Here is a 25961-nt window from a genome sequence, read left to right on the forward strand (position 1 = left end):
GACCAAACGGCTACCCTTGTTTTCACATTACTAGTTAAACGAATGATCTGCTGAGAAGGTTTCGTTTTAGTATGAAAAAACAAGTGCGATCACACCAAGTACGATGAGGATTAAGCCAGTAAACACACAAAAGAGCGTCACGATCCACCATGGTATCGCATCGAGTGCTTTCGTCTCAAGAAAGAACAGGATACTTTCTCCTCGATCAGAGTTTCTAGATGCTCTTGAATGATTGGCTGTATCTGATTTCTTTAATTCAAGTTTATGGAACAATACCCTTGGACTTGCAACGAACAATATTCCAAATGCCCAAAGAAGCATAGCAATCGTCCAACCCATCACCAATCCGCCTTTCATTACTCTATATGTATCGTAGTATGAGCCGATACACACAAGAACATGCGAAACAGATAGAAAAACGCTCAGAATTTACTCTGAGCGTAGCTTGATTCGGTCGGCTCTCGTATAAACGTTAAATCCGCCTCGTCTTATAAATCCGACTGTTGTGATCTCTAAATCTTCTGCAAGACGTAAAGCGAGATCTGTAGGTGCAGATTTAGATAAGAGAACTCCGATTCCCATTTTGGATAGTTTTATTACGACCTCTGACGAAATCCGTCCGCTGAAGGCTACTGCTAATTGAGACGGTGGCACCTCATTCTGAAGCATATATCCATATATTTTATCTAACGCATTGTGACGACCGATGTCTGTTCGAATCGCAATCATTTCTTCACGGTTAAAAAGAGCAGCATTATGAACACCACCAGTGGAATGAAAGGTCGAAGATTCATCTTGTAACGTGCTCATGTACTTTATACAATCTTCAACCGACAAAGTAGGCGCGTTCATGATCGTTCTAGCAGTTTTCGAATCACTTTCAAAATAAAAATGTCGACTCTTTCCGCAACATGAACTGATTTTTCTTTTTGTATATGCCTTTGTTTCAAGCGAAACGTTCGTTTTAGCTTTCACATTCACTATTCCTTGTCCATCGTTGAAAAGCATTTCTTCAATCATTTTATGAGATGTCACAACACCTTCTGAAGCGAGAAAACCAATGACCAATTCCTCAAGATCATCAGGAGTACACACAACCGTTGCAAACTCCAAACCGTTCACTCTAATCGTAAGCGGCTTTTCTAACGCAATCGTATCTTCTTTCTCAACAAACGTTCCATCCTGATAGCTAACGATTCTTCTCTTGCTACTGTTCATCTCTTTTACCCACCTATGAAGGACATTTCGATCTTTTCTCGCTTTTCGACTCCTTCTTCCGTTCGTTCATCAGAATAGCGGTCGTCTCGTCCCTTCCAAACGGAATGGAGAAGATCTGCCATCTGACTGTCAGTCGCACCGTTTCGCAATGGATTTCGAAGACTTGTCCCCTTGGATGAAAATAAACAGGTATAAAGAGCTCCATCCGCTGATAATCTCGCACGCGTGCAATTCGCACAAAATGAATCACTTACAGAAGAAATCACACCGATTTCACCAGCTCCATCGAGGTATGTGAAACGATTCGCAACTTCTCCATAATAAGCAGGTTCAACCTCTTCCAAAGGGTACAGGTCAGAAATAGCATCTACGATCTCTTTTTTGCTTACGACATGGTCAAATTTCCACCCGTTTGAATTTCCCACATCCATATACTCAATGAACCTCACGACATGTCCGCTGTGTCGAAAGTACGCTGCCATCGGGATGATCTCGTGGTCATTCACACCTTTTTGTACGACCATATTAATCTTTACTCTGAGGCCAGCATCCGTTGCTGCCTGTATCCCATCGAGGACCGGCTTGATCTTCGTTCCTCTTCCATTCATCTTCCCGAATGTTTCATCATGAATCGCATCCAGGCTTACGTTGACACGATCTAAGCCCGCTTCTTTTAAGCTCACAGCATGCTTCTTTAGTAAAGATGCATTCGTTGTAAGAGCAATATCTTTTATTCCATCGATCGATGAAAGCATATGTACTAAAACAGATAAGTCTTTTCGAAGGAGGGGTTCTCCTCCAGTAAGTCTGATCTTCTCGACTCCCATTCCCACAAATACCTTCGCAAGTCTTGTGATTTCCTCAAAACTCAATAAACTTGCTTTTGGTAAAAATTCGTAATCTGGACCAAACGTTTCCTCTGGCATACAATAGCGACAGCGAAAATTACATCGATCGGTTACAGAGATTCGTAAATCTCGTAGCGGACGCTGATAGCGATCATAAACCTTTTGCTCACGAGCCATAACCTCACTCCTTTCACAATGTGGTAGTAAGGTTAATGTTAAAGGGTTCGTGCATATTTTTCCAGCCATAACCCCAAATTTATTAGGATTGTCCAAAGAAAAAAACTGGCATGGCCAGTTTAACTTATGGATTTCGTATAACGATCAGCAACACTGCTCGCTCCATATGAGTACGGTTTAATACGGGCAATGTACCCTACTGCTGTTACCCAACCAACAACCTCTTGGATGATCTTACGCGTTTCACCTTGTTTTCCTACATCAAGATGAATTTCGATCGGCCATTTCTTTAAAAGTTCAGCGATTCCTTCTTCCTTTAACGATTCCATAAGCTCGAGACTCATTTCAGTTTCTTTATAGATACGATGTCGCAATTCATGAATGGGTTTGTGTTTTTCTCTTCGGTAGAAGATTCTTGCTCCTTTTCCTACACGGTGGATGATCAAGGCAGTTACGAATTGCGTCGTTTTACGTGTTGTTTGAGAATCAGTACCTATAACAATGCGATAAGTCGCTTTAGGGTCTTCTTTCGTATATGACTCGATTAATCCGGTAACTTGTTCGACCGTCACTCTTCCAGCTGAGGGACTAATAAAATCCATCGCAGTTCCCTTCTTTCATCTAAAAGTAGTAGTTAGTACTACTATATTTATTCAAAAGCTGAAAAATATGTACGCCCGAACGAAATTTACTAGTCATTATAGAGGCTTTTATCCTCGATTTCACCGTCTAACTTATGGATGATAAGCTCTGAGGGTCTATTAGAATCACAAAGCTCTCTTCCAAACTGATAGGCCTCTTCTTTTGTAGGAAACGTTTTGGTAGCTTGTTCAGCTCCTTCTCGTTTCACTTGCCACTTCTCATCACGATGGCTCTGAACGTGATAAATCGTCTTCAATTAGAACCACCTCCTTTTTGAAAAGTTAATACCACTTCCGGCCCTTTTTTAAACGCTCTGCTTTCGCTTCGTGAATAAGAGAATTTCTGCAGGCGCTTTCTCTACTTTTATTACGAGCGTCTTATACCCTTCTTTTTCTTTAGCTTGAAAGGTTTTCCGCGTGATCGGACGTCTTGCCGACCATTGGATAGAAGAGGGATTTTGCCAGGAATCATGAGTAATGAGCTCCTGTTTATAATAATAGTGATTTCCGCTTTGATACTGTTCGCAAATATAACGAACGGTTTGCTTTGTGTGCATGCAATTCACTCCTAATATTGGATAGAAAGAACCGCAGCGGAATCGCTGCGGTCGTGTGTTAATTACCGTCTTTTACAAGAACAACGTTCAAACTAGGTTCATCTTCTAGGAAACCTACTGCTATCGCAGTATAATTCTGCCCACTTTCAACAGGAATATTCGGTAAATCTAAAACGGATTGACTACTCCCTGCAGGTCTAATCTCAAGATCATACGTCCCTGGGTCAACCGTCTTGTAGTCGGAAGATTTACCGAACGACAGATCGCTGATGATTGCATCTCCATCTTTTACAGCGATATCGACAGCCGGCGCGTCTGGCGAAGCATGAACAGCGCGGATACCCGCTTTCTCTGAAGTCGCTGTCTCATCCTCTAAAACAAGCAATGAAAGGTCAGAAAGCTTTCCTAAAGCAACAACAGAATAGTCTTTGCCGCTGCCGATCGTTAATGTTTTCTCGAGGACTGCATCCCCTTTTCCTCCCGCAGATGAAGGAAACACTTGTATTTTCCTTTCACCAGGTGTTACGGATGCATAGTCCGTTGCTGCTTGGAACGTCGCTCCTTCAAAAGCAGGTTTCCCGTCCACATAGACATCTACCTCTGGCGCATCTGGAGAAGCATGAATCACTCTTACGTTTGATTGTTCGCCAGCTTGAGTGATCTGGGTTAATCCCATTACCATACATACGGTTAAGAGTAATGAGGCGATCATCTTCATACAAACACATCCTTTTTCTTCTATTATCTGACGAGACTATTTTTTATCAGAAGGAAGTCAAATATTCAAAGAAGAAACGATCTTTATTAAATATGCTGATGACCCTTCAATACAAGAGGATGGATCCGCCCAATCACTTGTCTGAACATTAGCCCGTTTTATCGCATACAGTAACAAGAGACGCTAGAAAAAGGATGTGAAATCATGCCGGCATTAGTTGGAGCAATCAAAGTAAACAGCATCGGTAGTAGCGGAGTATTTCATGTCGGTGACGTGTTTATCGTATCTCCTATCAGCACAGCGAAAACATTTGCTGGTGCAGGTTCATTTAATACAGGAAACGGACTTAACGTAAGTAGTTCCTACAGCGTAACGACAGTAAACGATTCCGATGTTGCAGATCAGAACGTGGTTGCAAATATCTAAAATAGGGCGAACACCTATTATCGGTTACAGCATAGACTGAAGTAAGATTCCTATACGGGAGAGGATTGTCTATGTATCCAAACGATAACTTATACGCGATACTGCAACGGATGCAAGAAACTATTGCCCAACAAGACAATCGAATCAGCAAGCTTGAAAAAAAGATCAAGCGGCTCGAGTTAAAAATGCAAGAGCAAGCGCAATCTCCTAAAACAAATATTGAAAAAGTTGAATATAAATTTGACCAACTTAAAATAGAAAGGTTGGATGGTACCCTCAACATCGGACTGACGCCAGGCGCAAATGGAGAAATGTTAGAAGACTTTACGGTCAATGGTCAGCCACAAGGACCAAATGCTCCAGCAGCTTCACCAGAAGCCATTCAAGCCATTCAACAGAACGTCCAATCTTATATGCAGAGGGATGCGTTGCCTCAACTAATGGAATTGGAAAAACAATATAATTACCCTCTCGACGATCCTTATCGTCATTTTATATTAAACGATATACAAAAACAGCTCGATCAAAGAATCAATCATTATTTGAACGATTCGAGCACTCGTTCTTCTTCAGCAACGAATGAAGAAGTGACGGAAGAAATCGTAACAAAAATCAAGCGGGATGTCGTAAAGGGAATGGAAGCTTTCATTAAAAACTTACCGAAGGGGATGGAACCACAGTGAAGTACACCGTCATAAATAGAGGACTTTCAGTAGGTCAGCTTTCGATCATGGCCGTAGCGAGCTCATCAGTCGTATTGATTGGAGATACGCAAACTGTCGCATGCTCATCAATATTCGATACACCTCCCGAATCATTAATCGTCACAAGACCATTTGTGCCGATTACGACATGATCCCTTCTAGAGCTTCACTCGTTAACTGGATTCGCGTCGCGTCAGTAGACCTTGCTGCAACAGTGCAGATTGGGGATAGCAATCAAGTTACTCCTGAATCGCAGGTATACGCCGTGCAAAGAGAGTACCCCATCTTTAAAGGCGATGAAGCAAAGGATTTATCCGAATTTCCTATTTATTCTCAAGAGATTCCTCTCCCTGTAATTACGGAGTGTGTGGAACAAATAACGATACAAGAAAACCCTGTAATCAAAGTAGGCGGAATAGATATTATCGGTGTTGCAGCTTCTTCTGTTCTACACGTAGGTTCCACGCAATTCATTCGAAGCGAAGCGAGAGTAAAGAACGTTCGTGAATTCTTCTCTGATCCTGAAGAGGATAAGTCGAACATATCCCTAGATTAGACATAGTATACGGTATAACTATCACTGCAAAGGATGTTTATCCATGCCTTCTATTGTAGGTCCAGTAAAAATCAACAGCGCAGGGGGAGTCGTAAACTTCGGGGACAGCTTCAATACAACACCTAAATCGACTTCGAAAACATACGCAGGTTCAGGAGGGTTTAATACTGGAGATTTTCATGTTGTAAACAACGGATTCAGTATGACGAACTCATTTGATCCTGACATCGCTGACCAAGATATCACCGCAAATAATTAGGGAGCTGAAGAGCCTTGAATTTCTTTGTAAACCAAAACATCGTCATTCATCAGCTTAGAGTCGAAGGAATTTCAAACTCTTCAGTTCTTCAAATTGGTAGTGCAGGTGTCATCAAGCCACTTTCTAACCTTTACAATACTGGAGCGTATACAGAGCCAGCTCCAGAGTTTGAATCTCAACAGTTTCAGTCTGAATTCAGCCCATATGTACCGTTAGCTCCTCCATCTTAATACCGCCAAAGTGGCGGTATTTTACATATGAAAAACAACTAAACCTCCAGATGTAATCTGGAGGTTTTCAACATTAGCCGTTAGAAGACTGCTTCGTATTTTCAGTTGAGTCATCGTTTGATTCTTCATCCTCTTCATCAGTTTTAGAGCTTCCGTTTCCCGGTTCTGCTGAACCCTCTTCATTTCGAGTGTTTCCTGAATCTGAGTCATCAGTTTCTTCTTCACTTCCGGAGTCTCCTGACCCTGAGCCAGCACCTTCTTCACTTCCAGAGTCTCCTGATCCTGAGCCAGCACCTTCTTCACTTCCGGAGTCTCCTGACCCTGAGCCAGCACCTTCTTCACTTCCGGAGTCTCCTGATCCTGAGCCAGCACCTTCTTCACTTCCAGAGTCTTCTGATCCTGAGCCATCACCTTCTTCACTTCCGGAGTCTCCTGATCCTGAGCCATCACCTTCTTCACTTCCAGAGTCTCCTGATCCTGAACCATCTTCATCTCCGGAGTCTCCTGTTCCTGAGCCATCTTCACCTCCGGAGTCTCCTGTTCCTGAGCCATCTTCACCTCCGGAGTCTCCTGTTCCTGAGCCATCTTCACCTCCAGAGTCTCCTGACCCTGATCCTTCTTCACTTCCGGAATCTCCTGATTCAGAACTCTCGGTGTCTTCTTCACTTTCGGTCTCTTCTGAACCTTGTTCACCGCTGTTCTCTTCGTTTGCATCTTCAGAAGAATTACTCTCATCTGTTTCAGAGGACTCTTCAGGTTCATTCGTTTCTTTGTCTTTTTCTGCTTCCTTTTTATCGCTATTGTTAGAAGGAGCTGGTTTCTTTTTCTCTTCTTTTTTCGGTTTTGGTTCAGGCAGCTTTGCTTTTTCTGGTTCCTCACCCTTGAAGAATAGTTCTGTAATCGTTTCTGAACTAGGAGTCTTTAAGTTTGCTCGCAAGCCTGAATTCTTGTCGATCTTTAACTCTACAACAGAATCTGGTTTCTCAAAAGCTGCTGTTTCTACATCGGTCGATACTGTTGCCATCACATGCTTAAACAACAATTTTGCGATGTCGTCATCCTTCTTTTTTATAAACGTTTCTGCCGTTGTTTGATCATAACCCGTCCATACTGCTGCCGTAAAATTAGTCGTATAACCTGAGAACCACGAATCTGAAGTTCCTTCAGCATTGATTTCTTCTGGTAAGTTCGTCGTACCAGTTTTTCCAGCTACGTCAAGACCTGGAATGCTCGCTTGCATACCCGTCCCATCTTTTACTACGGTGCGAAGCATATCTGTGATCATGTAAGCTGTTCCTTCACTCATGGCACGGCTTCCCTCAGATGCTAGATTCAGCTCTTTCCCATTTGGATACACGACTTTCTCTACGCTATAAGGTTCATGAAAAACTCCTCCAGAGCCAAAGGATGCGTATGCTCCAGCAAGTTCTAATGGAGATATCCCTTTATTGAACCCTCCAATCGCATATGAAGGATAAGTATGGTCGATCGAGATTCCTAGATTTTCAGCGAATGCTTTCGCTTCTTCCCCACCGACTTCCATGAATGCCTTGATGGCTGGGATATTATATGACCACTGTAATGCAGTCCTAATGGATACACTGCCATGGTACTCATCGTTCCAATTGCTAAATTCTTTTCCATTTAGTTCAAGCTCTTCATCCACGAACTGTTTGTTCGTAGACCACTTTTGTTTTTCAATACCAGGAGCATAATCTAATATAGGTTTAATCGTCGATCCAGGCTGACGCTCTAATTGTGTTGCATAGTTGAACCCTTTTTGAACATCTTTCTTCTCAGAGTTACGATTTCCACCTATAGCTCTGATCTTACCTGTTTGTGTATCGATCAACGCAATACCAGCTTTAAACTTCTCATCTGGATACGCTACTGCCTTATCCGTTGTGAGGGCATCATCAACAACTTGCTGTGCATTTTGATCGAGTGTCGTATGGATCTCCAAGCCGCCTGTAAAAAGTGCTGTCTCAGGTATTCCTGCTTTCTTCAAATCTACGATCACTTGATCAATAAACGCGTCATTGGTCGTAGAAGGTGCTTTCTTCTCGACAATCAAGTCAGATACTGCTACAGATTCTGCTTCTTTTCGTTCCTCTTTACTAATGAAACCGTGTTTCTCCATCAGATAGAGGACGGTTCCTCTTCTCTCTTCAGCAAGATCTTCATGTTTGTATGGATCATATCCAGAAGGTCTTTGTGGTAATCCGGCCAATAGAGCAACTTCACCAGTCGTTAATTCATCCAAATTCTTATCAAAGTATGTATCAGCTGCGGTTGCGACACCGTATGCTCCATTACCAAAATAGATTTTGTTCACATACATTTCGAAGATTTCTTCTTTCGAATACTCTTCTTCTAACTCAATTGCAAGATAAGCTTCTTGGACTTTTCGCTTCATCGTTTTCTCAGGTTCAAGAAGCATGTTCTTCACGACTTGCTGTGTGATCGTACTAGCGCCTTCTGCGCCGAAACCTTCTTTGATATTCGCAAGAATCGCACCGCCTATTCGTTTCACGTCGACGCCGCTATGATCCCAGAACCTCACATCTTCTACTGCGATAAACGCGTTCACGACGTGGTCTGGAATGTCTTCAAATGCTACTGTTTTTCTATGCTCCTTACCGATAAGATCTTTTATCTTATTTCCATCTCGATCGTAAATCGTTGAAGACTGTGCAAGGTTTAACTCTTTCTCATCAAGTTTAGGTGCATCATTGATATAAGCATACGTATTATAGCCACCAAAAGATAATACAAATATCATGATAAACACCATGCTCAATGCTATGTATCTTAAAAAAGTACGTTTTCTAGGCTGCTTCGTCCCCTTATTCGTGCTTTTCCCCATTATAATCCCACCTTAAAGGTCTTAGTCTATAAGGAGGAATACCCACATACTACTTGTAAAAAACATTAAATTTTGATGATAAAAGTTCTATTCCCTTTCATATAGTAATAACGGCAAGTAAAGGAGGATGAAATATGGACAGTTCCACACCTGATGAGCTATTGATATGGGGAAATCATTTTTATGAAAAGATTATGAACAATGAGCGGTACGAATCACTCATCCCGTTAACAGAAAATTGGTTAAGGGATTTAGAATATCATGTAGAGCTCCAGGACCCATCTCCTAACAATTCTCTTTATATAAGAGCCGCAGAGCTATACAACGAATGGAGAGCGATTCGCCGTGAGAGTGTACCGATCGGTGGTCATACACTGCCTCCTCTGCCTTATGCGTACGATGCATTAGAACCTTATATCTCTGCACGTATTATGAAGCTTCACCATGATAAACATCACCAGAGCTATGTAGATGGCTTAAACCAAGCAGAAACTGAGCTCGAAAAGGCAAGAAAAAAAGGAAAATACGAGCTCATCAAACACTGGGAGAGGGAGCTAGCTTTTAACGGTGCAGGGCACTATCTACACACGATCTTCTGGAAAGTGATGACGCCACACGGAGGAAAACCTTCTGGTGTATTGCTTGATGAAATCAATAAGAGTTTTGGTAGCTTCAAGCAATTTAAAGAACAGTTTACGAACGCTGCAAATAAAGTCGAAGGTTCAGGGTGGGCGATTCTCGTATGGTCACCCGTTTCGAGACGATTAGAAATTCTCCAAGCAGAAAAGCACCAGAACCTGAGTCAATGGGATGTGATCCCTCTTCTTGTTCTCGATGTATGGGAGCACGCCTACTACCTTCAGTATGAGAATAATCGGAAAGAGTATATTGATAACTGGTGGAATGTTGTAAACTGGCTCGAGGTAACTCATCGTCTTGAAACAGCACAACTTGTGAAATGGGAATCGTTTTAAATAAAAGAAGCAAAGACAGCGTCTTTGCTTCTTTACTTATCTATAAGAACCTTGCCAGTATGGTGAACTATACTGACTTCCATATCCTCCGTAACTACCTGGGTAGCCCCCGCTTTGGTAGCCTGCTCCATATTGTCCTGGGTAGTTTTGATATCCATACGGTGGATAGCCATAACCTCCACCGTAATAAGGAGGCCTTGGACCAGGATAGCCGTATCCGGGTGCTATGGCACTTCCGATAAATCCTCCAGCAAGCCCACCTGCCAAACCGCCGAGAAAAGGATATCCAAGGCCAAACTGTCTCATTTGATGATTGTATCTCGTGTGTAGACGCGGATCATAACAATTCATATGATGTCCCATATACCTCACATGTCATCTCCCTTTCCATTACCGTTCGATTGCCTACAGTATAGGTTATGGAAAGTGCTCGATTATGAAAGGGACATTAGCGGAGATATTGGGATTTCACACATTAAAACTTAGGCCAATATACACTTACCCAAATCACAATGATTCCAGAAGCGAATAAAAACATCTCAGGTCGTCTTGATACATATTGTAAATATTCTAAAACAGTGTGACCGATGATAATAAAGTTTAGTTCGAGTATTAAAGTAACGCCACCTGCGACAGAGAGACCAAAGCCAACTAGAAAAATGAAAAAACGAAAGATCATGTCACATAGGCAAACGTCTTTTTCATTCCTGCCTGTCCCTCCCAACGTTTTTATTACCCATCATATTAACTTGTCCTTCTAATTATGAGTGTTAGAGCATATATCTTTTCATCTGTTGGCATAAATGATAAAACGGAATGGGGATATTACATACGAAAGGAGGAGAAAAAGTTGATCGAAAAAGTTGAACAAGCAGTAAGACAAAACTGGGTTCCATCGTTTCGATACGAAAAGAACGAAACTACACCTTTCACACCTTTTACAAAAGATCTAAGTAATGCAAAAGGTGCTATCATCACAACAGGTGGGGTTTATGTAAAAGGACAAACACCTTTTACCGATCATTTCGGATTAGGTGATCCTTCTTACCGAGAAATACCTGCAACAACACCGAATAAAGATCTATCTTTCTCTCATGAACATTATGACCAAACGAACGTGAGGCAGGACCCTAACGTCCTCTTCCCGCTCGAAAGAATGAACGAACTGGTGGAGGAAGGAAGAATTGGGGGACTCGCAGATACCCACTATAGTTTTATGGGCTATATCCCAACTCCTCATCCACTAAAACAGGTTACTGCACCTGAAGTAGCACAAAAACTACTTCAGCAAAACGTTGATTTCGCATTGTTGGTTCCTTCCTGACCAATTTGCCAACAGTCGGCCGGTCTGGTCGCTCGCATATTGGAAGAACACGGAATTCCAACCGTTACACTCTCGATGTCAAAAGAAATTGCAGACTATGTGAACATCCCCCGCACGCTATATAGCAGATTTCCTTTTGGTAGTGCTGTAGGACAACCTGGTAATAAAGAACAACAACAACAGGTTCTTCATAAAGCACTCGATTGCTTGAAAGAGGTAACTGAAGGCGGAACGATCGTGGAGTCTAACATAAAGTTCAAGTAACGAAAAAACCGGCTGAAATCTGGTTTTACCCCTGTCAAGTAGACAGTATAAAAAAACTACGCTGCCAACGCGTGTCGATATTCAATCGGCGCGCGTTGTTTTAATTTCTTTTGGAAACGTCTGTAGTTATAGTGGTAGATGTAATCCTCGATTGCTTGTCTGATCTCATTTTCTGTTTTACACTGTTCGATATACAACTTCTCTGTTTTGAGATGCGAAAAGAAGGACTCAATACAGGCGTTATCTAGGCAGTTTCCTTTGCGAGAGTGGCTGCCCTTAACGCCATATTCTTCTATTCGTATGTTGTATGCCTTAGACGTATACTGAAAGCCTTGATCCGAATGGAGAACGGCTTCAGTTACGTCTTTTTTCTTTGTCCATTGGGCTACTGTATCTAATACAAGTTTTAAATCGTTTCGTTTAGAAAGCTGCCAACTTACGATCTCATTGTTGAATAAATCTTGGATCACCGATAAGTAATAGAATCGTTTACCATCTGACACATAAGTAATGTCCGTCACCATTTTCTGATTCGTTCCCTTGGCTTTAAAGTTGCGTTTTAACCTATTTGGATAGACGACAGACGGGGTGTATCCATGCCTTTTTCTTTTTTTACGGATTACCGATTGAATGCCCATTTCTGTCATCAAGCGATACACTTTTTTGTGGTTAATGTGGTAACCACTTTCTTTTAATAAACGTGTCATGGTAGGATAACCTGTTTCCGGGTGAAGAAAATGAATCCCCATCATATGCATTTGGATGTCATGATCTTGATTGGCCTTTTCATCTCGCTTTGCTTGACTGGCTCTCCATTTGTAATAACTTGATGGTTGGAGGGAAGCAATCTCTAATAACCAAGTGACAGGTGCTTTGCCCCTTAAGCCTTCCACGGTTTCATACTTTATTTTTTGCGTGATTTTTCCTCCTTTTCGAGATTTTGATACTGCTTTTTTAAGTAATCCACCTGCGCTTTCAGGTAATCTCTCTCTTCTTCAATTGTGTTAAAGTTTGTACGCGGCCTACCATACATAGGATTTTCTCCACTGCGACTTCGAATATCAAACGGCTCACCATTCTTCCACTTCTTGACCCACACTTTAAGTTGTGTACAATTCTTTATTCCCAATTCTTCCGCTAGAGCTTTATAACTTTGGGAACCGTTAATGTATTTCATCACGGCATTATGTTTAAAATCGTCTGTATACTGTTGAAACGTTTGTCCTTTTTTAGCCATAGAAAAATCCCCTCCAAGTATCATCCTTTCCTCCACCATATCATGGAGGTTTTTTTGAATGTCTACTTAAAGGGGATAATATCAATCAGCCGGTTTTTACTTTAATTCGTCGAAAACTGTTCTTCTTCTGTTGACCCTTTGAGAGCTGTCGTGGAAGAAGTTCCTCCTGTAATCACTTGAGAAACCGCATCAAAGTAACCAGTCCCTACTTCCCTTTGATGCCTTGTCGCAGTGTAGCCATCCGCTTCGCTTGCAAACTCAGCTTGTTGAAGCCTCGAATAGGCAGCCATTCCATGATCTTTGTAATCCCGAGCAAGCTCGAACATGCTGTGGTTAAGCGCGTGGAAACCAGCAAGTGTTACAAACTGGAACTTATAGCCCATCTTCCCTAATTCTTTTTGGAATTTCGCAATGGTTTCGTCATCAAGCTTCTTCTTCCAGTTGAACGATGGAGAACAATTGTATGCAAGAAGTTTTCCAGGGAATTTCTCATGAATCGCTTCTGCAAATCGTTTCGCTTCTTCAAGGTTTGGTTCAGATGTTTCACACCAGATCAAATCAGCATAAGGTGCGTATGCAAGCCCTCGAGCGATCGCTTGATCGAGTCCAGCCTTCGTGTAAAAGAAGCCTTCCGGTGTTCGTTCGCCTGTTAAAAACTCTCGGTCATAGCCGTCTACATCGCTTGTGATCAAGTTAGCAGCGTTCGCATCTGTTCTAGCGATGATCACGGTTGGTACACCCATCACGTCAGCCGCTAGTCTTGCGGAGATAAGGTTCCGCACAGCTTGCTGCGTTGGAAGCAGCACTTTCCCTCCGAGGTGCCCACACTTTTTCTCTGAAGATAGCTGATCTTCGAAGTGAACACCTGCAGCACCTGCTTCAATCATGGACTTCATCAGTTCAAATACATTCAGTGCACCACCGAATCCAGCTTCAGCATCTGCTACGATCGGAACAAACCAATCACGATTAAAGCTACCTTCTGAATGCTCAATTTGATCTGCTCTTTGAAGAGCCTGGTTGATTCGTTTTACAACTTGCGGCACGCTGTTCACTGGATATAGACTTTGATCGGGATACATTTGCCCTGAAACGTTTGCGTCAGCAGCTACCTGCCATCCGCTTAAGTATATAGCCTTCAAGCCCGCTTTTACTTGTTGAACGGCTTGATTTCCTGTCAATGCACCGAGCGCATTCACAAAGTCTTCTTCGTTTATGGATTTCCAGAGCCTTTCAGCACCTCTACGTGCTAATGTATATTCGATCTGAACCGATCCTCTTAACTTCATTACGTCTTCAGGTGAGTACGGTCGCTCAACACCTGTAAAACGGTCTGATTTCCAGCTATCCAGTAACTTTTTTCCTTCATTCATCATTAATTCCTCCCCTAATGTAAGTTAACAAGTGATTCCTTTTCGTTTCTTCCATAACTGATTTGCTTCTGGCATAATATGATTCCAAATGGTTACCATACTTTCGATGGCTGTATGATTGCTAATACTAATTCCGTCAAATCCAGTTATCGCTTCTGATTCGGCTGCTTTCTCGGTGAACGTTCGCTCTTTAAGTGCGATGACATGAGTACCTCGCGCATGGCCGATCGCAATGGTGTTTTGTACGATCTCGCTATCAACGTGTCGATCATCAGTCACCACCCTAAGACCAGCACAATGGTCTTTAAACTCATAAAGAATGTGTTCGCAGTCGGTATAATTCACAGCGTCAATTTCAACCGCCACTTTGACAGTACCTCTTATAAGTGATAGTTCAGCTTCAGCGAAGGAGAAAAGCTTTCTCCATACCCTCGCCATCTCACAAGAAGCAATCCCTCTTAGTGAAAAATATGGTGCTGACCGCCTATGTAATAAGGCTTCAGCATTTTGAAACAAGTACTTTCCAACGATTAAGACCGATTCCTTTTCGTTTGCTTTTACATCGTACATTATCGCTGGAATTTGGCTCCTGCTTCTCGTTGCTTCTTCGATAGAGCTTTGAATATAGCTAAATGAGGAATGACGATCTGATGAGTCTAAAAAGTCGACCGTAATCACCTTCGCCCTCGATTCAAGGCATCTCTTCATTTCTGAATGATGTCTTACGATCAAACCGACTCTTTGATCTTGCAGATCTTTTCTCACCGGCTTAACGTGCCAGTTGCTGTCGATACGATTTACGTTTGTGTTCAATCCGCTGTTTCTTGGCTCATGTATCTGGGAGCGTTCTACATCGAATGTATGAATGAGCCTCGATAGGAACTTTGCTTCTTCATCTGACCGTGTTAGTGATACAGTTTTTACATTCACCGTTCCCATTTGTAGCCCCCTTTCAATTAATCCAAACGTCCGTTGCCACTGCAGCGGTGGCATCCAACACAGCCTTCTCCGCGACAATGCTTGCAGTGTTCAGCCGTTCTTTCCTTACCGTGACAATGAGGACAAGAAAGTTCACCATTTCCAGAACACGTATAACAATTCATTATTTACTTCCTCCTATCTGTTATAGTACAACTAACTTAATATGTTAGTATTATATAACAATAAAACAAAAAGGTTCAACCTATTTTTCAGAAAAATAAAAAATATTATAAACACCCAAATTTCACAGAGTTTATCGAGTGATTTTTGTGTGATAACACAGAAAAGCACAGCATCCTGCGGGATGCTGTGCGCTGTTTTCTTATTTTCGTGTTATGATACAGAACTTCCCTCCTAGCTGTGAACCAGGAAAGCCTTAACCTTTTATAAGAGTCGTGATTCTCTCGATACTTGAAGCAAAGGAATCCATGTTAACAAATCGTGCTTCTCGGATCGTTTCTTTTCCCTCCACATATAAGAGGAGAACAGGGATCGTAAACACGGAGAACTCACCTGCCGCTTCAGGAACCTCATGTACGTTTAATTTTCCACACTGTATTTCTGGATACTGCTTCATCACTTCTTCTACCTGTGGTAGTAATGCATGGCAAACTGAACAGTTCGTTCCATACAGGTATAAAAAGAACAATGTTTCATCCTGTATCGCTACTTGTGCATCTTTCAACGAAATCTCTTTCAAACATTCCACCTACCTATGAAGAAACGGTTACTCTCCTATTCTTCGCCTTTACAAACATAAATAATCCATATGCGATGAAACCGAGAGCAACAATAGCTAAAAGAACTGTACCATATGGCTGCTGCGACAATTCTGAAAGGGCGCCATCGAGTCCTTTTGTTTTATCAGGATCTGCTGTGATCGCTGTTTGAATAAAGAAGATTCCCATCAAAGCGAATACAACACCTCGAGCACTCAAGCCAAATTGACCGAAGCGCTTGCCCCACCACTGTTCCTGGTCATGCATATTGTGATTTTTTAAACTCTTCATAAACGACTTCTTATATGCTCGAACAACTTGAGAAATGCCGAATATGATGAATCCAACGCCAATTAATGCGATGATCCATTGTCCAAAAGGCTTACTTAATAACATAGCAGACCATGACTGTTTTCCGCCAGAAGAAGAACTCCCAGCTCTTGAGATGATCTGAACAGCGTTGTAGGCTAAAAATACATGAACGATCCCACTTCCGACAAATCCAACGCGTAAGAAGAATTCCTTCGTCCCATTTCCCTTTTTCTCAGGATCTTTAATGCCTTGAATACACTTCCACATCGCATACCCAAGCAATCCAACAGCTAAGACCCAAAGAAGTGCTTCTCCAAACGGTTTTGAGGCGACCGCTGCGAAAGCTCCCTTCGAATCAGTCGTTTTTCCTCCCGTACCAATTGCGGCTTGAAAGGCCAGAACACCAATAATCAAATACACAACGCCTTTTGCAATATAGCCCATCCTTGCCAGTCCTCTGATCCAGGGCTTTACATCGTTTTTTGCTTGCTGAGCCTTCACTCTTGATTCTGTACCTACATCCATCTCTATTTCTCCTCTCAATCAATTCCATTCCACAGGTATATTCCCTGTGAAATTTCATTTCAATCTAAAAATAAAAAAAGAAATAGCCATCCTAACGAATCCAGCATTCGTTAGGATGGCCCTTCAATTGAGGAGATAGACCCGTGGGTACAGTCTATCGATATGAACTTACTATACTATAAGTCTCTAAATTTTCATATAGTTTCGAATCATTTCTTCTATAATTTATCGCGTTAAATGGATTATGAGTGCTGTGTAGATATCGACCTTCTAGCAAGCACCTTACCTAAGAGTCCATGTTTCGGAGATAAAATAAACGTAAGACCAAAGATCAAACCAGCGATCGAAGCCATAGAACCTGAAATCGAAATGTTCCATGCAAGCGCCGCGTAATAGCCTCCGACTGCAGAAGCGACCCCGATTACAGCACTGATACAAAGCATGATGATCAATCGATCTGTTAACAAGTACGCGGTGGCACCAGGTACGACCAACATCGCAACAACTAAGATCGCACCAACACTATCGAAAGATGCTACCGTCGTAATGGATACCATCGACATCAAAAGGTAGTGGATGAAGATGACCGGAATCCCGATCGCTGTTGCCATAGCAGGGTCGAATGAGCTGATCTTAATTTCCTTATAAAAGAAAAAGATTAAGATAAGGTTCAGTATCAGGACAAAACCAAGCATCCATACAGCAGATGGTCCAAGATCCATTCCATTGATCGTTAACGTATCCCATGGAATGAATGTAATTTCACCCATCAATGCATGGTTGACGTCAAGATGAACTTTTCCTGCAAAAGCTGATAATAAGATAACTCCAAGAGCAAACAACGATGTGAACACAACGCCGATCGCTGCATCAGATTGAACGCCAGACGTATCGAGGACCTGTACTAAGAAGGCCGTCAAAAGTCCGATTATTCCAGCCCCTACAAGCATATATATTCCTTCGAGGGAGTGACTTACAAGGTATGCAAGTACGATTCCTAATAAGACGGTGTGACTGATCGCATCAGCTAACATCGCCATCTTCCTCAATATTAGAAAACAACCAACGATTCCACACGATACTCCTACGAGTGAGCCTGTTAGGATAATCCATGCGCCATAGCTCATGATCAGTTCACCTCCCTTTTCTGCTCATCATGATTTCCAAAAGTCGCAAATAACTCTGGATCTAATTTTGGCGTTCGGTCGTGAACTGCCATGTATCCCTTAAGTTCGTTTAACGTTTCCGCTGGAAGTTCTTTATAATTCCATGAATCGTTTGCGGCTAGTTGAAGATGTGCGAACTTCATTTCATACATCAAGTACGTTTCGAACAATCGATTGTTTAATGTGATTTCATAGCTCTCTACCGCACCGTTAGATGTTAATTTCCATTTGTCTCCCGAATTAACAACCAAGCCTTCTTTTTCAAGTGATAAAAGATTCGCTTGAAGTTTTCGATCACTCATCGGTCTGCGTTCAGCAATCGCTTGCGGTGTAAATTCGATTTCTCCACCGCTCGTGGTTGTCGACTCCGTTAAATCATACAGCGTTTGGAGAACCGTTTCACGAGCGACCTCCTTACGTAGTTTATATAGCTTCACACCTTTTGAAACTAAACCGCGTTTTGGAGCGAAGACGAGTGAAAAAAGAAACATCAATGTCGCAGCAATGACGATGACTGGACCAGTCGGAAGACTATTCGCCATCGAACTCAAAATCGTGCCGAGAGTTCCTGATAGCGCTCCGATTCCTCCTGCAATGATAACCATGCGATCAAGACGATCCGTCCAATAGCGAGCGGATATTGCTGGCGTAATCAGCATCGCAGCCATCAAGATAACACCTACTGCTTGAAGACCGATTACAACAGCACTAACGATCAACGTCATCAATAGAGCGTTCAACAGCCCTGTCGGTAATCCGATTCCTTTTGCGAATTGACGGTCGAACGTAAACAGTTTTAGTTCTTTAAACAAGAGATACGTGATGATCAGTAGTACAATTGCGACACTAGAGATGACCTTTACATCATTTCCAACTAATGATGCCGCCTGCCCAAAAATAAAATCATCTAGACCACTTTGATTTCCGTTTTCCGATTGTGCAATTTTTGTTAAAAGTACGATACCAAAACCAAAGAACACGGAGAGCACTAGACCGATCGCCGTGTCTTCTTTGATTCTTGAATGATGGATGATCGATTGGATGAAATAGGTCGCTAACAAACCTGATAGCGCGGCACCAATAAGAAACCAACCGATCGACTTCGTACCGTATAGGAGAAAAGCGATACAGATCCCCGGCAATGCCGCGTGGGCCATCGCATCTCCGATCAAGCTTTGTTTACGAAGCAGCGCAAAACTACCGAGCACGCCGCTCGCTATACCGAGAAGTATGGATCCAAAGAGGACCCATTGTGTATTAGCATCCTGTAGAGTCAGGAGTATCTCATTCCACATTGCCGGTCCTCCTTATCACTGTTGAACGAACGGTTGATTCACTTGCTGATCTAGAAACGCAAGTCTTCCTCCGTACGTTTTCTGTAAATTATCGATCGTAAACACTTCTTCAGTCGGTCCAAGTGCTACCTGCCTTTTATTCAATAGTAGGGTCCAATCAAAATATTCTTTGACTGTTTGGAGGTCGTGATGGACCACCAACACCGTTTTACCCTGGGCTTTCAACTCGTTCAATAGCGCGATGATCGCTTTTTCTGTAGCAGCATCTACCCCAACGAACGGTTCATCCATAAAATAAACGGTTGCATCTTGAGCGAGAGCTCTTGCAAGAAACACGCGCTGTTGCTGTCCACCTGAAAGCTGGCTGATCTGTCTATCCGCATACTCTTTCATTCCAACTTTATCGAGTGCCTGCATCGCGATTTTAGTATCCTTCTTACCAGGTCTCTTAAACCATCCGATGTGGCCATATCTCCCCATCAGAACGACATCAAGCGCATTCGTTGGAAAATCCCAATCGACAGAGCCTCTTTGAGGAACGTATCCAACGAGTTTTCTCTGTGCCTTGTAGGGTTTGCCGTATATCTGAACAGTGCCAGAAGCTGTTGGAACCAGCCCTAAGATGGCTTTGATCAATGTAGATTTGCCTGCACCGTTAGGACCTACGATTCCAATAAGCTTTCCTTCAGGGACATTGAATGTCACTTCCTGAAGAACTGGCTTTCTGTCATATGCAACTGTTACGTTAGATATATCAACGGGATTCATTCCTGAAACTCCTTTCGACTTCTTACATCCTTATTTTAACGAATTCGTGATCGTATCGATGTTGTGTCGGTACATTCCTGTGTACGTACCTTCTGGCGTTCCCTTTTCTCCCATTGCATCTGAGAACAATTCACCGCCAATTTTCACATCGTGACCCTTTTCTTTTGCACCTTCGACTACTGCATTGATCGAGCGTTCTGAGATACTCGTCTCGATAAATACTGCTTTAATGTTTCTGTCAACAAGAACGTTCACAAGGTCTTGCACATCGCGCAAGCCGTATTCTGAATCCGTGCTTAGTCCTTGAAGCCCTTTTACTTCCATTCCATATGCCTGACCGAAATACTGAAATGCATCGTGTGCAGTTACTAGCACGCGGCTTTCTTCAGGAATCTCGTTGATCTTCTCCTGAGCTTCTGCCTGTACTTCTTCTAATTCCTTAATATAAGCTTCCGTATTCTTCATATATTCTTCTTTATTCTCAGGATCGTATTCGATCAAACCATCGCGCACTTCTTCAACTGCATATTTCCATAGATCGATGTTAAACCAAACGTGTGGATCGATTGCAGATGCGTCAGCTTGATCTTGAAGAAGTTTTTCTTCCGGAATGGCTTCAGCAATCGGATATGTTGGCTTATCTTTCTTCATCTTTGCGAAGATGTCTCCCATCTTTCCTTCAAGATGAAGACCGTTGTAAAAGATAATATCAGCTTTTGAAAGTTTATTGATGTCTCCCTGTGAAGCATTGTATAAGTGAGGGTCAATACCTGGTCCCATTAGTCCATCCACTTCTACGTGCTCTCCACCTACATTTTCAACGATATCTGCAATCTGACCGATCGTAGTTGTAACAACGATCTTTTCGTTCTCGCTCCCTGCATCTGTGCTGCCACAAGCTGAAAGAACGACCGCAAGTACCGCCCCTAGAAATAGTCCTATAAATTTCTTCATGATTTGTTCCTCACTTTCGATTAGTTAAAATAGTATTCTTCGGTTGTGATATTGTGCATAGCGGAAAAAAAGGTGGCTTGGTGCATTTGTGACAAGTAATCTTGGCCACGTTTATATTTGTTTCCCCCGGGCAAAACTTGGTTAAAAAAAAGGAAGTCAGTTATGACTTTCAACTTTTTATCACACTATGCATTCACACACAAATGTTTCCTTAGTACAAAACTATCGCGTTCTGCCATCTTTGTCAACATTATTTTATTCATTTTATAGCCGTTTAGAATCATATGCGTGATGAATGTCACAGTTTTCTTTCAAATCAGTCTATACAATAGCACTATAAACTGCTACTCGATAGGCAAATGCCCGCAATAAAAATTTGATAGGAGGAAGAGAAAATGAATGGATTATCTGAAATTATCCGAAGACATAGACTTGAAAAAGGGATAACGATTGAAGAGCTTGCCGTGAAAGTCCGCATTGGAAAAGGTGTGATGAAGGCGATTGAAGAAAACCGCAAATCTCCTGACGGGCAAACGCTTTTAAAAATTTCGACCGCTTTAGATATTCCCGCTTCAGAATTCAAAGGATTTGATCATCCGCATCTCGAGCAGCCGACGAAAAATGGAAGTTAGATCGCACAAGCGTTACGCCCTGGAACCGATTTTTGGTCAAATAATAAAAAAAGTAATATGTTTCTACAATAGGAAAAGCGCTGACAACTGTCAGCGCTTTAATTGACTATGATTAGATTTTCTTCAACAGAAGGCAAGACGACTTCGACAGTGGTTCCTTTTCCCTCACTACTTGTCAGCTGAAGCGTACCACCATGATTCTCGATGATGTTGAAGCTTACCATCATCCCTAGACCCGTACCGTTTTCCTTCAACGTGTAGAACGGTTCACCGATCCGTTTCAGCTGTTCATCTGAAATCCCCACACCTTGATCTGTTATACTAACTAACGCTTCGTTCTCCTCATTCAGCAAAACCTTCACCGTGATGATTCCGCCATCAGGCATCGCCTCGATCGCATTCTTAATAAGGTTAACAAATACTTGTTTGATCTGGTTCTCTTCACATGTGATCAGGAGACGATCAAATTCGTAATGCGTTCGAATCACAACGTCATTTAAAATCGCTTGTGTTTTTAGCAATGTAACCACATGCCTTAGGAGTGAGATCAGGTCACTTCGAGCGAACTCTTTATCGTGAGGCCTAGCGAGGAGCATGAACTCACTAACGATCACATTGATCCGATCGATCTCAGAGAGCATGATCTGTAAAAACTCTTTCGACTTCACGTCTGTCGTAGAAGTTGAAAGGATGTTTGCAAAACCTTTTAACGATGTGAGTGGATTACGAATCTCATGTCCTACACCAGCAGCTAATTCACCTACTGCAGTTAATTTCTCTGATTTTCTGAGAAGCTCTTCTGTTTCTTTTATCTCAGTGATATCTTCTACAATGACGATAACCCCTTTAATGCTAGCATCGATCACATGAGGAATCATTATCAATCTAACTTTGACAGAGTGTCCCATCTTGTGCAGGATCGCTGACTCACATTTTTGTGAAACTCCTCTCTTTACTTCTATAAAGCACTTCATAGTTCTTTTTTTCGTTTCACCTGAAAGGATGTTATAACAGTTGAGATTTGTAGCCTCTTTTAAATTATAGCCCGATATTTTCTCTAAAGCAGGATTGATGTTGATGATCATTCCCTCAAGATCAACGAGCATGATGCCATCTGGGTTGTTTTCTACAAGAGAAAGATAGCGTCGTTCACTTTCCCGCAGCTGAGCTGTCTTTAATGCTAACTTTCGATCTCTAACGACACTAATTAGAAGAAGGACCGTTACGATAAAAACAGCAGTTAAAACAAGATATTGCATCATAGAGTTTTCACTGTAGTTTTCAAGGTTAAACGATGTTGATGAAGAAGCATAAGAAATCGAGAAGTAATGAACAGATGCGATCCCTAACCCTATTACTAGAGCACCGACTAAGTTATTAATAAACTGACGCTTTTCATTCCTCATACCGTATACGATCCAAAAGCTACTAAACGATGAAAATAAAGCAATAAAAGCAGTCACGACCAATTGCCAGACGTTCCCTAAACTATAAGATATGCCTAGAATAAAAACAGAGCTCAAAAGCTGAAGAGCTAGCAAAGTCATCGTTAAAGAGATACTGCACAACAAAACAGTAATAAAACGACCGAGCTTTAATGAAAGTAAAAAAAACGTCGCGATCGAACCGAGCAACGGTAGCATAAAAGAAAGCATAATGAAACGCGGTGTATCGAACTGTGATGTAATATTGCTCGAGTACCCATGCAAGCCTATATAATAAAGAATCCAAATACCAGAACCAAGCGTAATCGAACTTCCGATCACCCATAGCCTCTTCGCTCTGTAAGTAGCATTTAATGATCGCTCATGAAAGTCGAATGCCGTATAGGCATAGCTCACCACCATGAAGATAGACAGTGCAACAATAAAGAAGTGAAATGTATAGGTGAAATTCCCCATAGAATACCCCGCTCAAATTGTGGATGATTGCAACACAATGTAAAAATAGAATTGTTATGTAATCTATTAGACATTTCTTTGTAATACCCTTCCATCTTTCAGCAAAATATCCTAAATTTCTCAAAGCAGCGCATCCATTTATAGGCACGACTTCTTGAGTGTTTTATAATAACAGTACCATCATAGAAGAGGAGGCTTCTCATGGATCAACTACTATTCAAAGTACAGAGAGTCATACGACTCGAAAACTATCATATACCAGGCACGCTTGAAGCGGAGGTAGAAGTAGAGTTGATCGATCGCAAATCAGGAGATTTGCTCAAACAAGCTGTCCTACCAGTCCGCTTCAATGAACATGGTGCCTTTCCTTCGATTTCACACGTTCGCTCATTTACAAGCGATAAAAAAACGCAGACGAAGCTATTGTTTGATATTAGAAGATACATTAGAAAACTTCGTCCATTCTTAGAACCTGATCAAGATTGATTCACATCATAAAGGTATTTATAGATGTTGCATGCGACCTGAATATTTAATAAATCCCCAGGTGAGTTAAAATCAACAGATAAGATTTCTTGTATTCTTTGTATGCGATAGTTCATCGTATTGACGTGGATATGAAGTAATTCAGATGCTCTTCTTAAATCCTGTCCAGTAGAAAGATAGATGAAGAGTGTATGAAAAAGGTCGCCTTTCCTACGTTTCTCGTACGTCAATAGTGGACTTAGATAGTCGAGGGTGTAATCGGAAAGCTCTTTTTCATTATTGTTCAGCAACAACCTTAGTGCTCCGATATCTGCATATGAAGCAACACTTCCCTCAAAGGCGAACCTTCGTAAAAACAGTACGGTTTTCTTGGCTTCTTTAAACGTTTCAAACAGCTGCTGCATTCCTTTAACAGTTTTTCCTATTCCGATTCTGTATTGCGGGTCATCGATCACTGTGTTCAGTAGCGATGTTAGCTTTTTAACAAAAGTGTCGACTTTCTCTATTGCATCGTGACGCTCTATCTCCTTGTCAAAATAGAAGAGCAGAACGATTTGCCTTCCCCACTCCGTAACGTGGATGTTTTTACATTGAGATTGAGAAATAGAATACTGAATCGCAGCATGAACACACTGCCTCAACCACTCTTCCTTATCTGGACCCGTTTCCTTAGGAAGATCGATAAGTGAGATCGTATATAAGCCGTCTTCACTCGTATGTAGTCGCGTGGCAAGATAGTCAACATCAGCATCCTCACCTTCGACTGACATCATGTTGATCAATAGCTCATTCGTAAGCCGATGCTTTTCCTTCTCATCCCCTTCTTTCTTCATTAACTGCAATCCAGCAACGGTACAAGAATGCCAAATAGCAGAGTGTTCAAACCTTGTTAGTTGAGTGCCGTTCGATAAGATCGCTAGATAGCCTGTTGGAAACGTTAACCTTCCTAAAGCGAACAGCATAAAGCCGTCTCCGTGGAACATACTCTTTCCAATGCTTCTCTCAGTAGAACGTATATTACAATGAATGGCTTCCCTTATTTCTTCAACGTGAGGAAACTCCTCTATGCTCGTTGCTTGAACATCTCCAAAAGCACTAAACAACACGACTGGACGGTCGATTGAATTTGCTAGGAAGGTACAGATATTCTGAAAAGAGTTCTCTTCCATCCCAAAATCAGAGAGAGATTGATGCGTTTCAACCGATTTTGATAGATTTTCGTTTTGTTCAACGACTGTTTTATTAAACGTCTTTAATTTCTCGATCGAAGCTTTTTTATTTTCATAAAGCCCTGCATTTTCAATAGCGATTGCAGCTTGTGAAGAGATCGCTTCAACGAGCTTGATATCCTCCTCTTCAAACTGCTTCATCTCATTAAAATTATCGAGTACGATCACACCTGTACAAGAAGATTCTTTCTTGATCGGAACACAAACTGTACTCATCGGTAAGCGGATTGCCGACTCATGATACAGCTCCTTATTACGTGAGGTCATCGTGCTCATCGCCTCGGCTGCTTTTTCACTCGTAGGAAAATGCATTGTCTTCTTTCTTTCAAACGAAAGCCCCGTCATCGATTCTCCAGGATACAAAACGACTTCATTCAGGCTCGTTTTATTGAACCCTGTTGAAGCAGCGACTTTCAGCCCCTCCTCGTTTTCGTCTAACAGAAAAAGAATGCCTCCTTCAGCGGCATCGATCGCAGAAACTGCCTCTTCAATCACCGACTGTATAACAGAGTAAAAATTTAAAGATGAATTTAAAATCGTGGAAACTTCCATGAGTAGATGAAGTTGACGTTTACTTAGTTCAGCTTCATTGTTTAGTAACCCTTTCGACATACGTCCACT

Annotated in this window: 33 protein-coding genes; 11 read left to right on the plus strand and 22 right to left on the minus strand. The window is 41.9% G+C overall.

The annotated features are described in order from the left end of the window. Nucleotides 1-66: 66 nt before the first annotated feature. The 7 genes from ACXADT_RS16690 to ACXADT_RS16720 form a co-directional block, all read right to left on the minus strand. Entirely contained in the window at nt 67-339 is a 273-nt protein-coding gene (locus tag ACXADT_RS16690; RefSeq protein ID WP_270181547.1) for a hypothetical protein, read from the minus strand. Between the two features lie 90 nt (nt 340-429). After that, nucleotides 430-1218: a formate dehydrogenase accessory sulfurtransferase FdhD gene (gene fdhD, locus ACXADT_RS16695; protein WP_474831970.1), complete on the minus strand. Its 789-nt coding sequence runs from the start codon at nt 1216-1218 to the stop codon at nt 430-432. Between the two features lie 5 nt (nt 1219-1223). Beyond that, the gene (moaA, locus tag ACXADT_RS16700) at nt 1224-2243 is read right to left on the minus strand and encodes a GTP 3',8-cyclase MoaA (RefSeq protein WP_474831972.1); all 1020 of its coding nucleotides are present in this window, start codon (nt 2241-2243) and stop codon (nt 1224-1226) included. A gap of 119 nt (nt 2244-2362) precedes the next feature. Further along, nucleotides 2363-2845 carry a ribonuclease H-like YkuK family protein gene (locus tag ACXADT_RS16705; RefSeq protein ID WP_270181544.1) on the minus strand — a complete coding sequence of 161 codons (483 nt, stop codon included), beginning with the start codon at nt 2843-2845 and terminating at the stop codon, nt 2363-2365. A gap of 89 nt (nt 2846-2934) precedes the next feature. Then, nucleotides 2935-3141 (minus strand): DUF2188 domain-containing protein, encoded by a 207-nt coding sequence (locus tag ACXADT_RS16710; protein WP_474831973.1) that lies wholly within the window; start codon nt 3139-3141, stop codon nt 2935-2937. A 48-nt stretch (nt 3142-3189) separates the two neighbouring features. Then, nucleotides 3190-3441 carry a hypothetical protein gene (locus ACXADT_RS16715; protein ID WP_474812487.1) on the minus strand — a complete coding sequence of 84 codons (252 nt, stop codon included), beginning with the start codon at nt 3439-3441 and terminating at the stop codon, nt 3190-3192. A 58-nt stretch (nt 3442-3499) separates the two neighbouring features. Then, nucleotides 3500-4159: a DUF4397 domain-containing protein gene (locus ACXADT_RS16720; protein ID WP_270181541.1), complete on the minus strand. Its 660-nt coding sequence runs from the start codon at nt 4157-4159 to the stop codon at nt 3500-3502. Between the two features lie 204 nt (nt 4160-4363). Between ACXADT_RS16720 and ACXADT_RS16725 the strand changes: the two genes are divergently transcribed. The 6 genes from ACXADT_RS16725 to ACXADT_RS16750 all read left to right on the plus strand — a co-directional run bounded on the left by ACXADT_RS16725 (nt 4364) and on the right by ACXADT_RS16750 (nt 6334). After that, on the plus strand, nt 4364-4585 hold the full coding sequence (locus ACXADT_RS16725; protein ID WP_270181540.1) for a spore germination protein: 222 nt from the start codon (nt 4364-4366) through the stop codon (nt 4583-4585). Nucleotides 4586-4656: 71 nt separating this feature from the next. Continuing rightward, a complete protein-coding gene (gene gerPC / locus ACXADT_RS16730) occupies nt 4657-5268 on the plus strand; it encodes a spore germination protein GerPC (protein WP_474831975.1) in 612 nt (203 codons plus the stop codon). Beyond that, the gene (locus ACXADT_RS16735) at nt 5265-5441 is read left to right on the plus strand and encodes a spore gernimation protein GerPD (RefSeq protein ID WP_224881323.1); all 177 of its coding nucleotides are present in this window, start codon (nt 5265-5267) and stop codon (nt 5439-5441) included. Before gerPC ends, ACXADT_RS16735 begins: the two co-directional genes overlap by 4 nt. Then, on the plus strand, nt 5438-5845 hold the full coding sequence (locus tag ACXADT_RS16740) for a spore germination protein GerPE (RefSeq protein ID WP_474812493.1): 408 nt from the start codon (nt 5438-5440) through the stop codon (nt 5843-5845). The genes ACXADT_RS16735 and ACXADT_RS16740 overlap by 4 nt, the downstream gene beginning before the upstream one ends. Before the next feature lie 43 nt (nt 5846-5888). Continuing rightward, nucleotides 5889-6104, plus strand: a complete 216-nt coding sequence (locus ACXADT_RS16745; RefSeq protein WP_270181537.1) for a spore germination protein — start codon at nt 5889-5891, stop codon at nt 6102-6104. A gap of 14 nt (nt 6105-6118) precedes the next feature. Beyond that, nucleotides 6119-6334 (plus strand): spore germination protein GerPB, encoded by a 216-nt coding sequence (locus ACXADT_RS16750; protein WP_474812496.1) that lies wholly within the window; start codon nt 6119-6121, stop codon nt 6332-6334. Between the two features lie 73 nt (nt 6335-6407). Here the strand turns inward: ACXADT_RS16750 and ACXADT_RS16755 are convergent, their stop codons facing one another. Further along, nucleotides 6408-9200: a transglycosylase domain-containing protein gene (locus tag ACXADT_RS16755; protein WP_474831977.1), complete on the minus strand. Its 2793-nt coding sequence runs from the start codon at nt 9198-9200 to the stop codon at nt 6408-6410. Between the two features lie 134 nt (nt 9201-9334). Between ACXADT_RS16755 and ACXADT_RS16760 the strand changes: the two genes are divergently transcribed. Next, nucleotides 9335-10174, plus strand: a complete 840-nt coding sequence (locus ACXADT_RS16760; protein ID WP_270181534.1) for a superoxide dismutase — start codon at nt 9335-9337, stop codon at nt 10172-10174. Between the two features lie 36 nt (nt 10175-10210). On the opposite strand, the gene ACXADT_RS16765 is transcribed toward ACXADT_RS16760, so the two are convergent. Further along, a complete protein-coding gene (locus ACXADT_RS16765; protein WP_474831978.1) occupies nt 10211-10525 on the minus strand; it encodes a hypothetical protein in 315 nt (104 codons plus the stop codon). A gap of 124 nt (nt 10526-10649) precedes the next feature. After that, entirely contained in the window at nt 10650-10853 is a 204-nt protein-coding gene (locus ACXADT_RS16770; protein ID WP_474814827.1) for a YuzI family membrane protein, read from the minus strand. Nucleotides 10854-11024: 171 nt separating this feature from the next. Here ACXADT_RS16770 and ACXADT_RS16775 point away from each other — a divergent pair, with 171 nt between their 5' ends. Then, the gene (locus ACXADT_RS16775; protein ID WP_474812500.1) at nt 11025-11498 is read left to right on the plus strand and encodes a glycine/sarcosine/betaine reductase selenoprotein B family protein; all 474 of its coding nucleotides are present in this window, start codon (nt 11025-11027) and stop codon (nt 11496-11498) included. 39 nt (nt 11499-11537) lie between these two features. Continuing rightward, nucleotides 11538-11762: a hypothetical protein gene (locus ACXADT_RS16780; RefSeq protein WP_474831980.1), complete on the plus strand. Its 225-nt coding sequence runs from the start codon at nt 11538-11540 to the stop codon at nt 11760-11762. Between the two features lie 56 nt (nt 11763-11818). Here the strand turns inward: ACXADT_RS16780 and ACXADT_RS16785 are convergent. The 10 genes from ACXADT_RS16785 to ACXADT_RS16830 form a co-directional block, all read right to left on the minus strand. After that, nucleotides 11819-12999 (minus strand): IS3 family transposase gene (locus ACXADT_RS16785; RefSeq protein ID WP_474831670.1). Its coding sequence is split into 2 segments (ribosomal slippage): nt 11819-12708 and nt 12708-12999, totalling 1182 coding nucleotides; the frame shifts between segments, so codons are not numbered across the junction. Nucleotides 13000-13100: 101 nt separating this feature from the next. Further along, nucleotides 13101-14375 carry an isocitrate lyase gene (gene aceA / locus ACXADT_RS16790; RefSeq protein WP_270181530.1) on the minus strand — a complete coding sequence of 425 codons (1275 nt, stop codon included), beginning with the start codon at nt 14373-14375 and terminating at the stop codon, nt 13101-13103. Between the two features lie 21 nt (nt 14376-14396). After that, nucleotides 14397-15311 (minus strand): aldolase/citrate lyase/malate synthase family protein, encoded by a 915-nt coding sequence (locus ACXADT_RS16795; RefSeq protein WP_474831982.1) that lies wholly within the window; start codon nt 15309-15311, stop codon nt 14397-14399. Nucleotides 15312-15328: 17 nt separating this feature from the next. Next, a complete protein-coding gene (locus ACXADT_RS16800; protein ID WP_474831983.1) occupies nt 15329-15475 on the minus strand; it encodes a hypothetical protein in 147 nt (48 codons plus the stop codon). Nucleotides 15476-15729: 254 nt separating this feature from the next. Further along, a complete protein-coding gene (locus ACXADT_RS16805; RefSeq protein WP_474812505.1) occupies nt 15730-16062 on the minus strand; it encodes a thioredoxin family protein in 333 nt (110 codons plus the stop codon). A gap of 4 nt (nt 16063-16066) precedes the next feature. Continuing rightward, entirely contained in the window at nt 16067-16909 is an 843-nt protein-coding gene (locus tag ACXADT_RS16810; protein WP_474831984.1) for a DUF1206 domain-containing protein, read from the minus strand. Nucleotides 16910-17151: 242 nt separating this feature from the next. After that, nucleotides 17152-18036 (minus strand): metal ABC transporter permease, encoded by an 885-nt coding sequence (locus tag ACXADT_RS16815; RefSeq protein WP_474831986.1) that lies wholly within the window; start codon nt 18034-18036, stop codon nt 17152-17154. A gap of 2 nt (nt 18037-18038) precedes the next feature. Continuing rightward, on the minus strand, nt 18039-19370 hold the full coding sequence (locus tag ACXADT_RS16820; protein ID WP_474812508.1) for a metal ABC transporter permease: 1332 nt from the start codon (nt 19368-19370) through the stop codon (nt 18039-18041). A gap of 15 nt (nt 19371-19385) precedes the next feature. Further along, nucleotides 19386-20138 carry a metal ABC transporter ATP-binding protein gene (locus ACXADT_RS16825; protein ID WP_474812510.1) on the minus strand — a complete coding sequence of 251 codons (753 nt, stop codon included), beginning with the start codon at nt 20136-20138 and terminating at the stop codon, nt 19386-19388. 30 nt (nt 20139-20168) lie between these two features. Further along, nucleotides 20169-21092 carry a metal ABC transporter solute-binding protein, Zn/Mn family gene (locus ACXADT_RS16830; protein WP_270181522.1) on the minus strand — a complete coding sequence of 308 codons (924 nt, stop codon included), beginning with the start codon at nt 21090-21092 and terminating at the stop codon, nt 20169-20171. 395 nt (nt 21093-21487) lie between these two features. Here ACXADT_RS16830 and ACXADT_RS16835 point away from each other — a divergent pair, with 395 nt between their 5' ends. Next, nucleotides 21488-21724, plus strand: a complete 237-nt coding sequence (locus tag ACXADT_RS16835) for a helix-turn-helix domain-containing protein (protein WP_474831987.1) — start codon at nt 21488-21490, stop codon at nt 21722-21724. A 98-nt stretch (nt 21725-21822) separates the two neighbouring features. Here the strand turns inward: ACXADT_RS16835 and ACXADT_RS16840 are convergent, their stop codons facing one another. Next, complete coding sequence (locus ACXADT_RS16840; protein ID WP_474831989.1) at nt 21823-23625, minus strand: ATP-binding protein; 1803 nt, start codon at nt 23623-23625, stop codon at nt 21823-21825. Between the two features lie 201 nt (nt 23626-23826). On the opposite strand from ACXADT_RS16840, the gene ACXADT_RS16845 reads away from it, so the two are divergent. Next, on the plus strand, nt 23827-24111 hold the full coding sequence (locus ACXADT_RS16845; RefSeq protein WP_270181519.1) for a hypothetical protein: 285 nt from the start codon (nt 23827-23829) through the stop codon (nt 24109-24111). Here the strand turns inward: ACXADT_RS16845 and ACXADT_RS16850 are convergent. Next, nucleotides 24102-25952 carry a helix-turn-helix domain-containing protein gene (locus tag ACXADT_RS16850; protein WP_270181518.1) on the minus strand — a complete coding sequence of 617 codons (1851 nt, stop codon included), beginning with the start codon at nt 25950-25952 and terminating at the stop codon, nt 24102-24104. The genes ACXADT_RS16845 and ACXADT_RS16850 overlap by 10 nt on opposite strands. Nucleotides 25953-25961: the final 9 nt, after the last annotated feature.

It is taken from the genome of Anaerobacillus sp. ABR4_321 (assembly GCF_056158505.1).

Excerpts from the sequence above, each read along its gene's own strand:
- ACXADT_RS16740 (WP_474812493.1), top strand. The coding sequence starts at position 5,438 with ATGATCCCTTCTAGAGCTTCACTCGTTAACTGGATTCGCGTCGCGTCA.
- ACXADT_RS16765 (WP_474831978.1), bottom strand. The coding sequence starts at position 10,525 with ATGAATTGTTATGATCCGCGTCTACACACGAGATACAATCATCAAATG.
- ACXADT_RS16810 (WP_474831984.1), bottom strand. The coding sequence starts at position 16,909 with ATGGATGTAGGTACAGAATCAAGAGTGAAGGCTCAGCAAGCAAAAAAC.
- ACXADT_RS16725 (WP_270181540.1), top strand. The coding sequence starts at position 4,364 with ATGCCGGCATTAGTTGGAGCAATCAAAGTAAACAGCATCGGTAGTAGC.
- ACXADT_RS16720 (WP_270181541.1), bottom strand. The coding sequence starts at position 4,159 with ATGAAGATGATCGCCTCATTACTCTTAACCGTATGTATGGTAATGGGA.
- ACXADT_RS16795 (WP_474831982.1), bottom strand. The coding sequence starts at position 15,311 with ATGGGAACGGTGAATGTAAAAACTGTATCACTAACACGGTCAGATGAA.
- ACXADT_RS16835 (WP_474831987.1), top strand. The coding sequence starts at position 21,488 with ATGAATGGATTATCTGAAATTATCCGAAGACATAGACTTGAAAAAGGG.
- ACXADT_RS16755 (WP_474831977.1), bottom strand. The coding sequence starts at position 9,200 with ATGGGGAAAAGCACGAATAAGGGGACGAAGCAGCCTAGAAAACGTACT.
- ACXADT_RS16800 (WP_474831983.1), bottom strand. The coding sequence starts at position 15,475 with ATGAATTGTTATACGTGTTCTGGAAATGGTGAACTTTCTTGTCCTCAT.
- ACXADT_RS16850 (WP_270181518.1), bottom strand. The coding sequence starts at position 25,952 with ATGTCGAAAGGGTTACTAAACAATGAAGCTGAACTAAGTAAACGTCAA.
- ACXADT_RS16845 (WP_270181519.1), top strand. The coding sequence starts at position 23,827 with ATGGATCAACTACTATTCAAAGTACAGAGAGTCATACGACTCGAAAAC.
- aceA (WP_270181530.1), bottom strand. The coding sequence starts at position 14,375 with ATGATGAATGAAGGAAAAAAGTTACTGGATAGCTGGAAATCAGACCGT.
- ACXADT_RS16745 (WP_270181537.1), top strand. The coding sequence starts at position 5,889 with ATGCCTTCTATTGTAGGTCCAGTAAAAATCAACAGCGCAGGGGGAGTC.
- ACXADT_RS16705 (WP_270181544.1), bottom strand. The coding sequence starts at position 2,845 with ATGGATTTTATTAGTCCCTCAGCTGGAAGAGTGACGGTCGAACAAGTT.
- ACXADT_RS16770 (WP_474814827.1), bottom strand. The coding sequence starts at position 10,853 with ATGATCTTTCGTTTTTTCATTTTTCTAGTTGGCTTTGGTCTCTCTGTC.
- gerPC (WP_474831975.1), top strand. The coding sequence starts at position 4,657 with ATGTATCCAAACGATAACTTATACGCGATACTGCAACGGATGCAAGAA.
- ACXADT_RS16715 (WP_474812487.1), bottom strand. The coding sequence starts at position 3,441 with ATGCACACAAAGCAAACCGTTCGTTATATTTGCGAACAGTATCAAAGC.
- ACXADT_RS16760 (WP_270181534.1), top strand. The coding sequence starts at position 9,335 with ATGGACAGTTCCACACCTGATGAGCTATTGATATGGGGAAATCATTTT.
- ACXADT_RS16840 (WP_474831989.1), bottom strand. The coding sequence starts at position 23,625 with ATGGGGAATTTCACCTATACATTTCACTTCTTTATTGTTGCACTGTCT.
- ACXADT_RS16815 (WP_474831986.1), bottom strand. The coding sequence starts at position 18,036 with ATGAGCTATGGCGCATGGATTATCCTAACAGGCTCACTCGTAGGAGTA.
- fdhD (WP_474831970.1), bottom strand. The coding sequence starts at position 1,218 with ATGAACAGTAGCAAGAGAAGAATCGTTAGCTATCAGGATGGAACGTTT.
- moaA (WP_474831972.1), bottom strand. The coding sequence starts at position 2,243 with ATGGCTCGTGAGCAAAAGGTTTATGATCGCTATCAGCGTCCGCTACGA.
- ACXADT_RS16830 (WP_270181522.1), bottom strand. The coding sequence starts at position 21,092 with ATGAAGAAATTTATAGGACTATTTCTAGGGGCGGTACTTGCGGTCGTT.
- ACXADT_RS16820 (WP_474812508.1), bottom strand. The coding sequence starts at position 19,370 with ATGTGGAATGAGATACTCCTGACTCTACAGGATGCTAATACACAATGG.
- ACXADT_RS16690 (WP_270181547.1), bottom strand. The coding sequence starts at position 339 with ATGGGTTGGACGATTGCTATGCTTCTTTGGGCATTTGGAATATTGTTC.
- ACXADT_RS16825 (WP_474812510.1), bottom strand. The coding sequence starts at position 20,138 with ATGAATCCCGTTGATATATCTAACGTAACAGTTGCATATGACAGAAAG.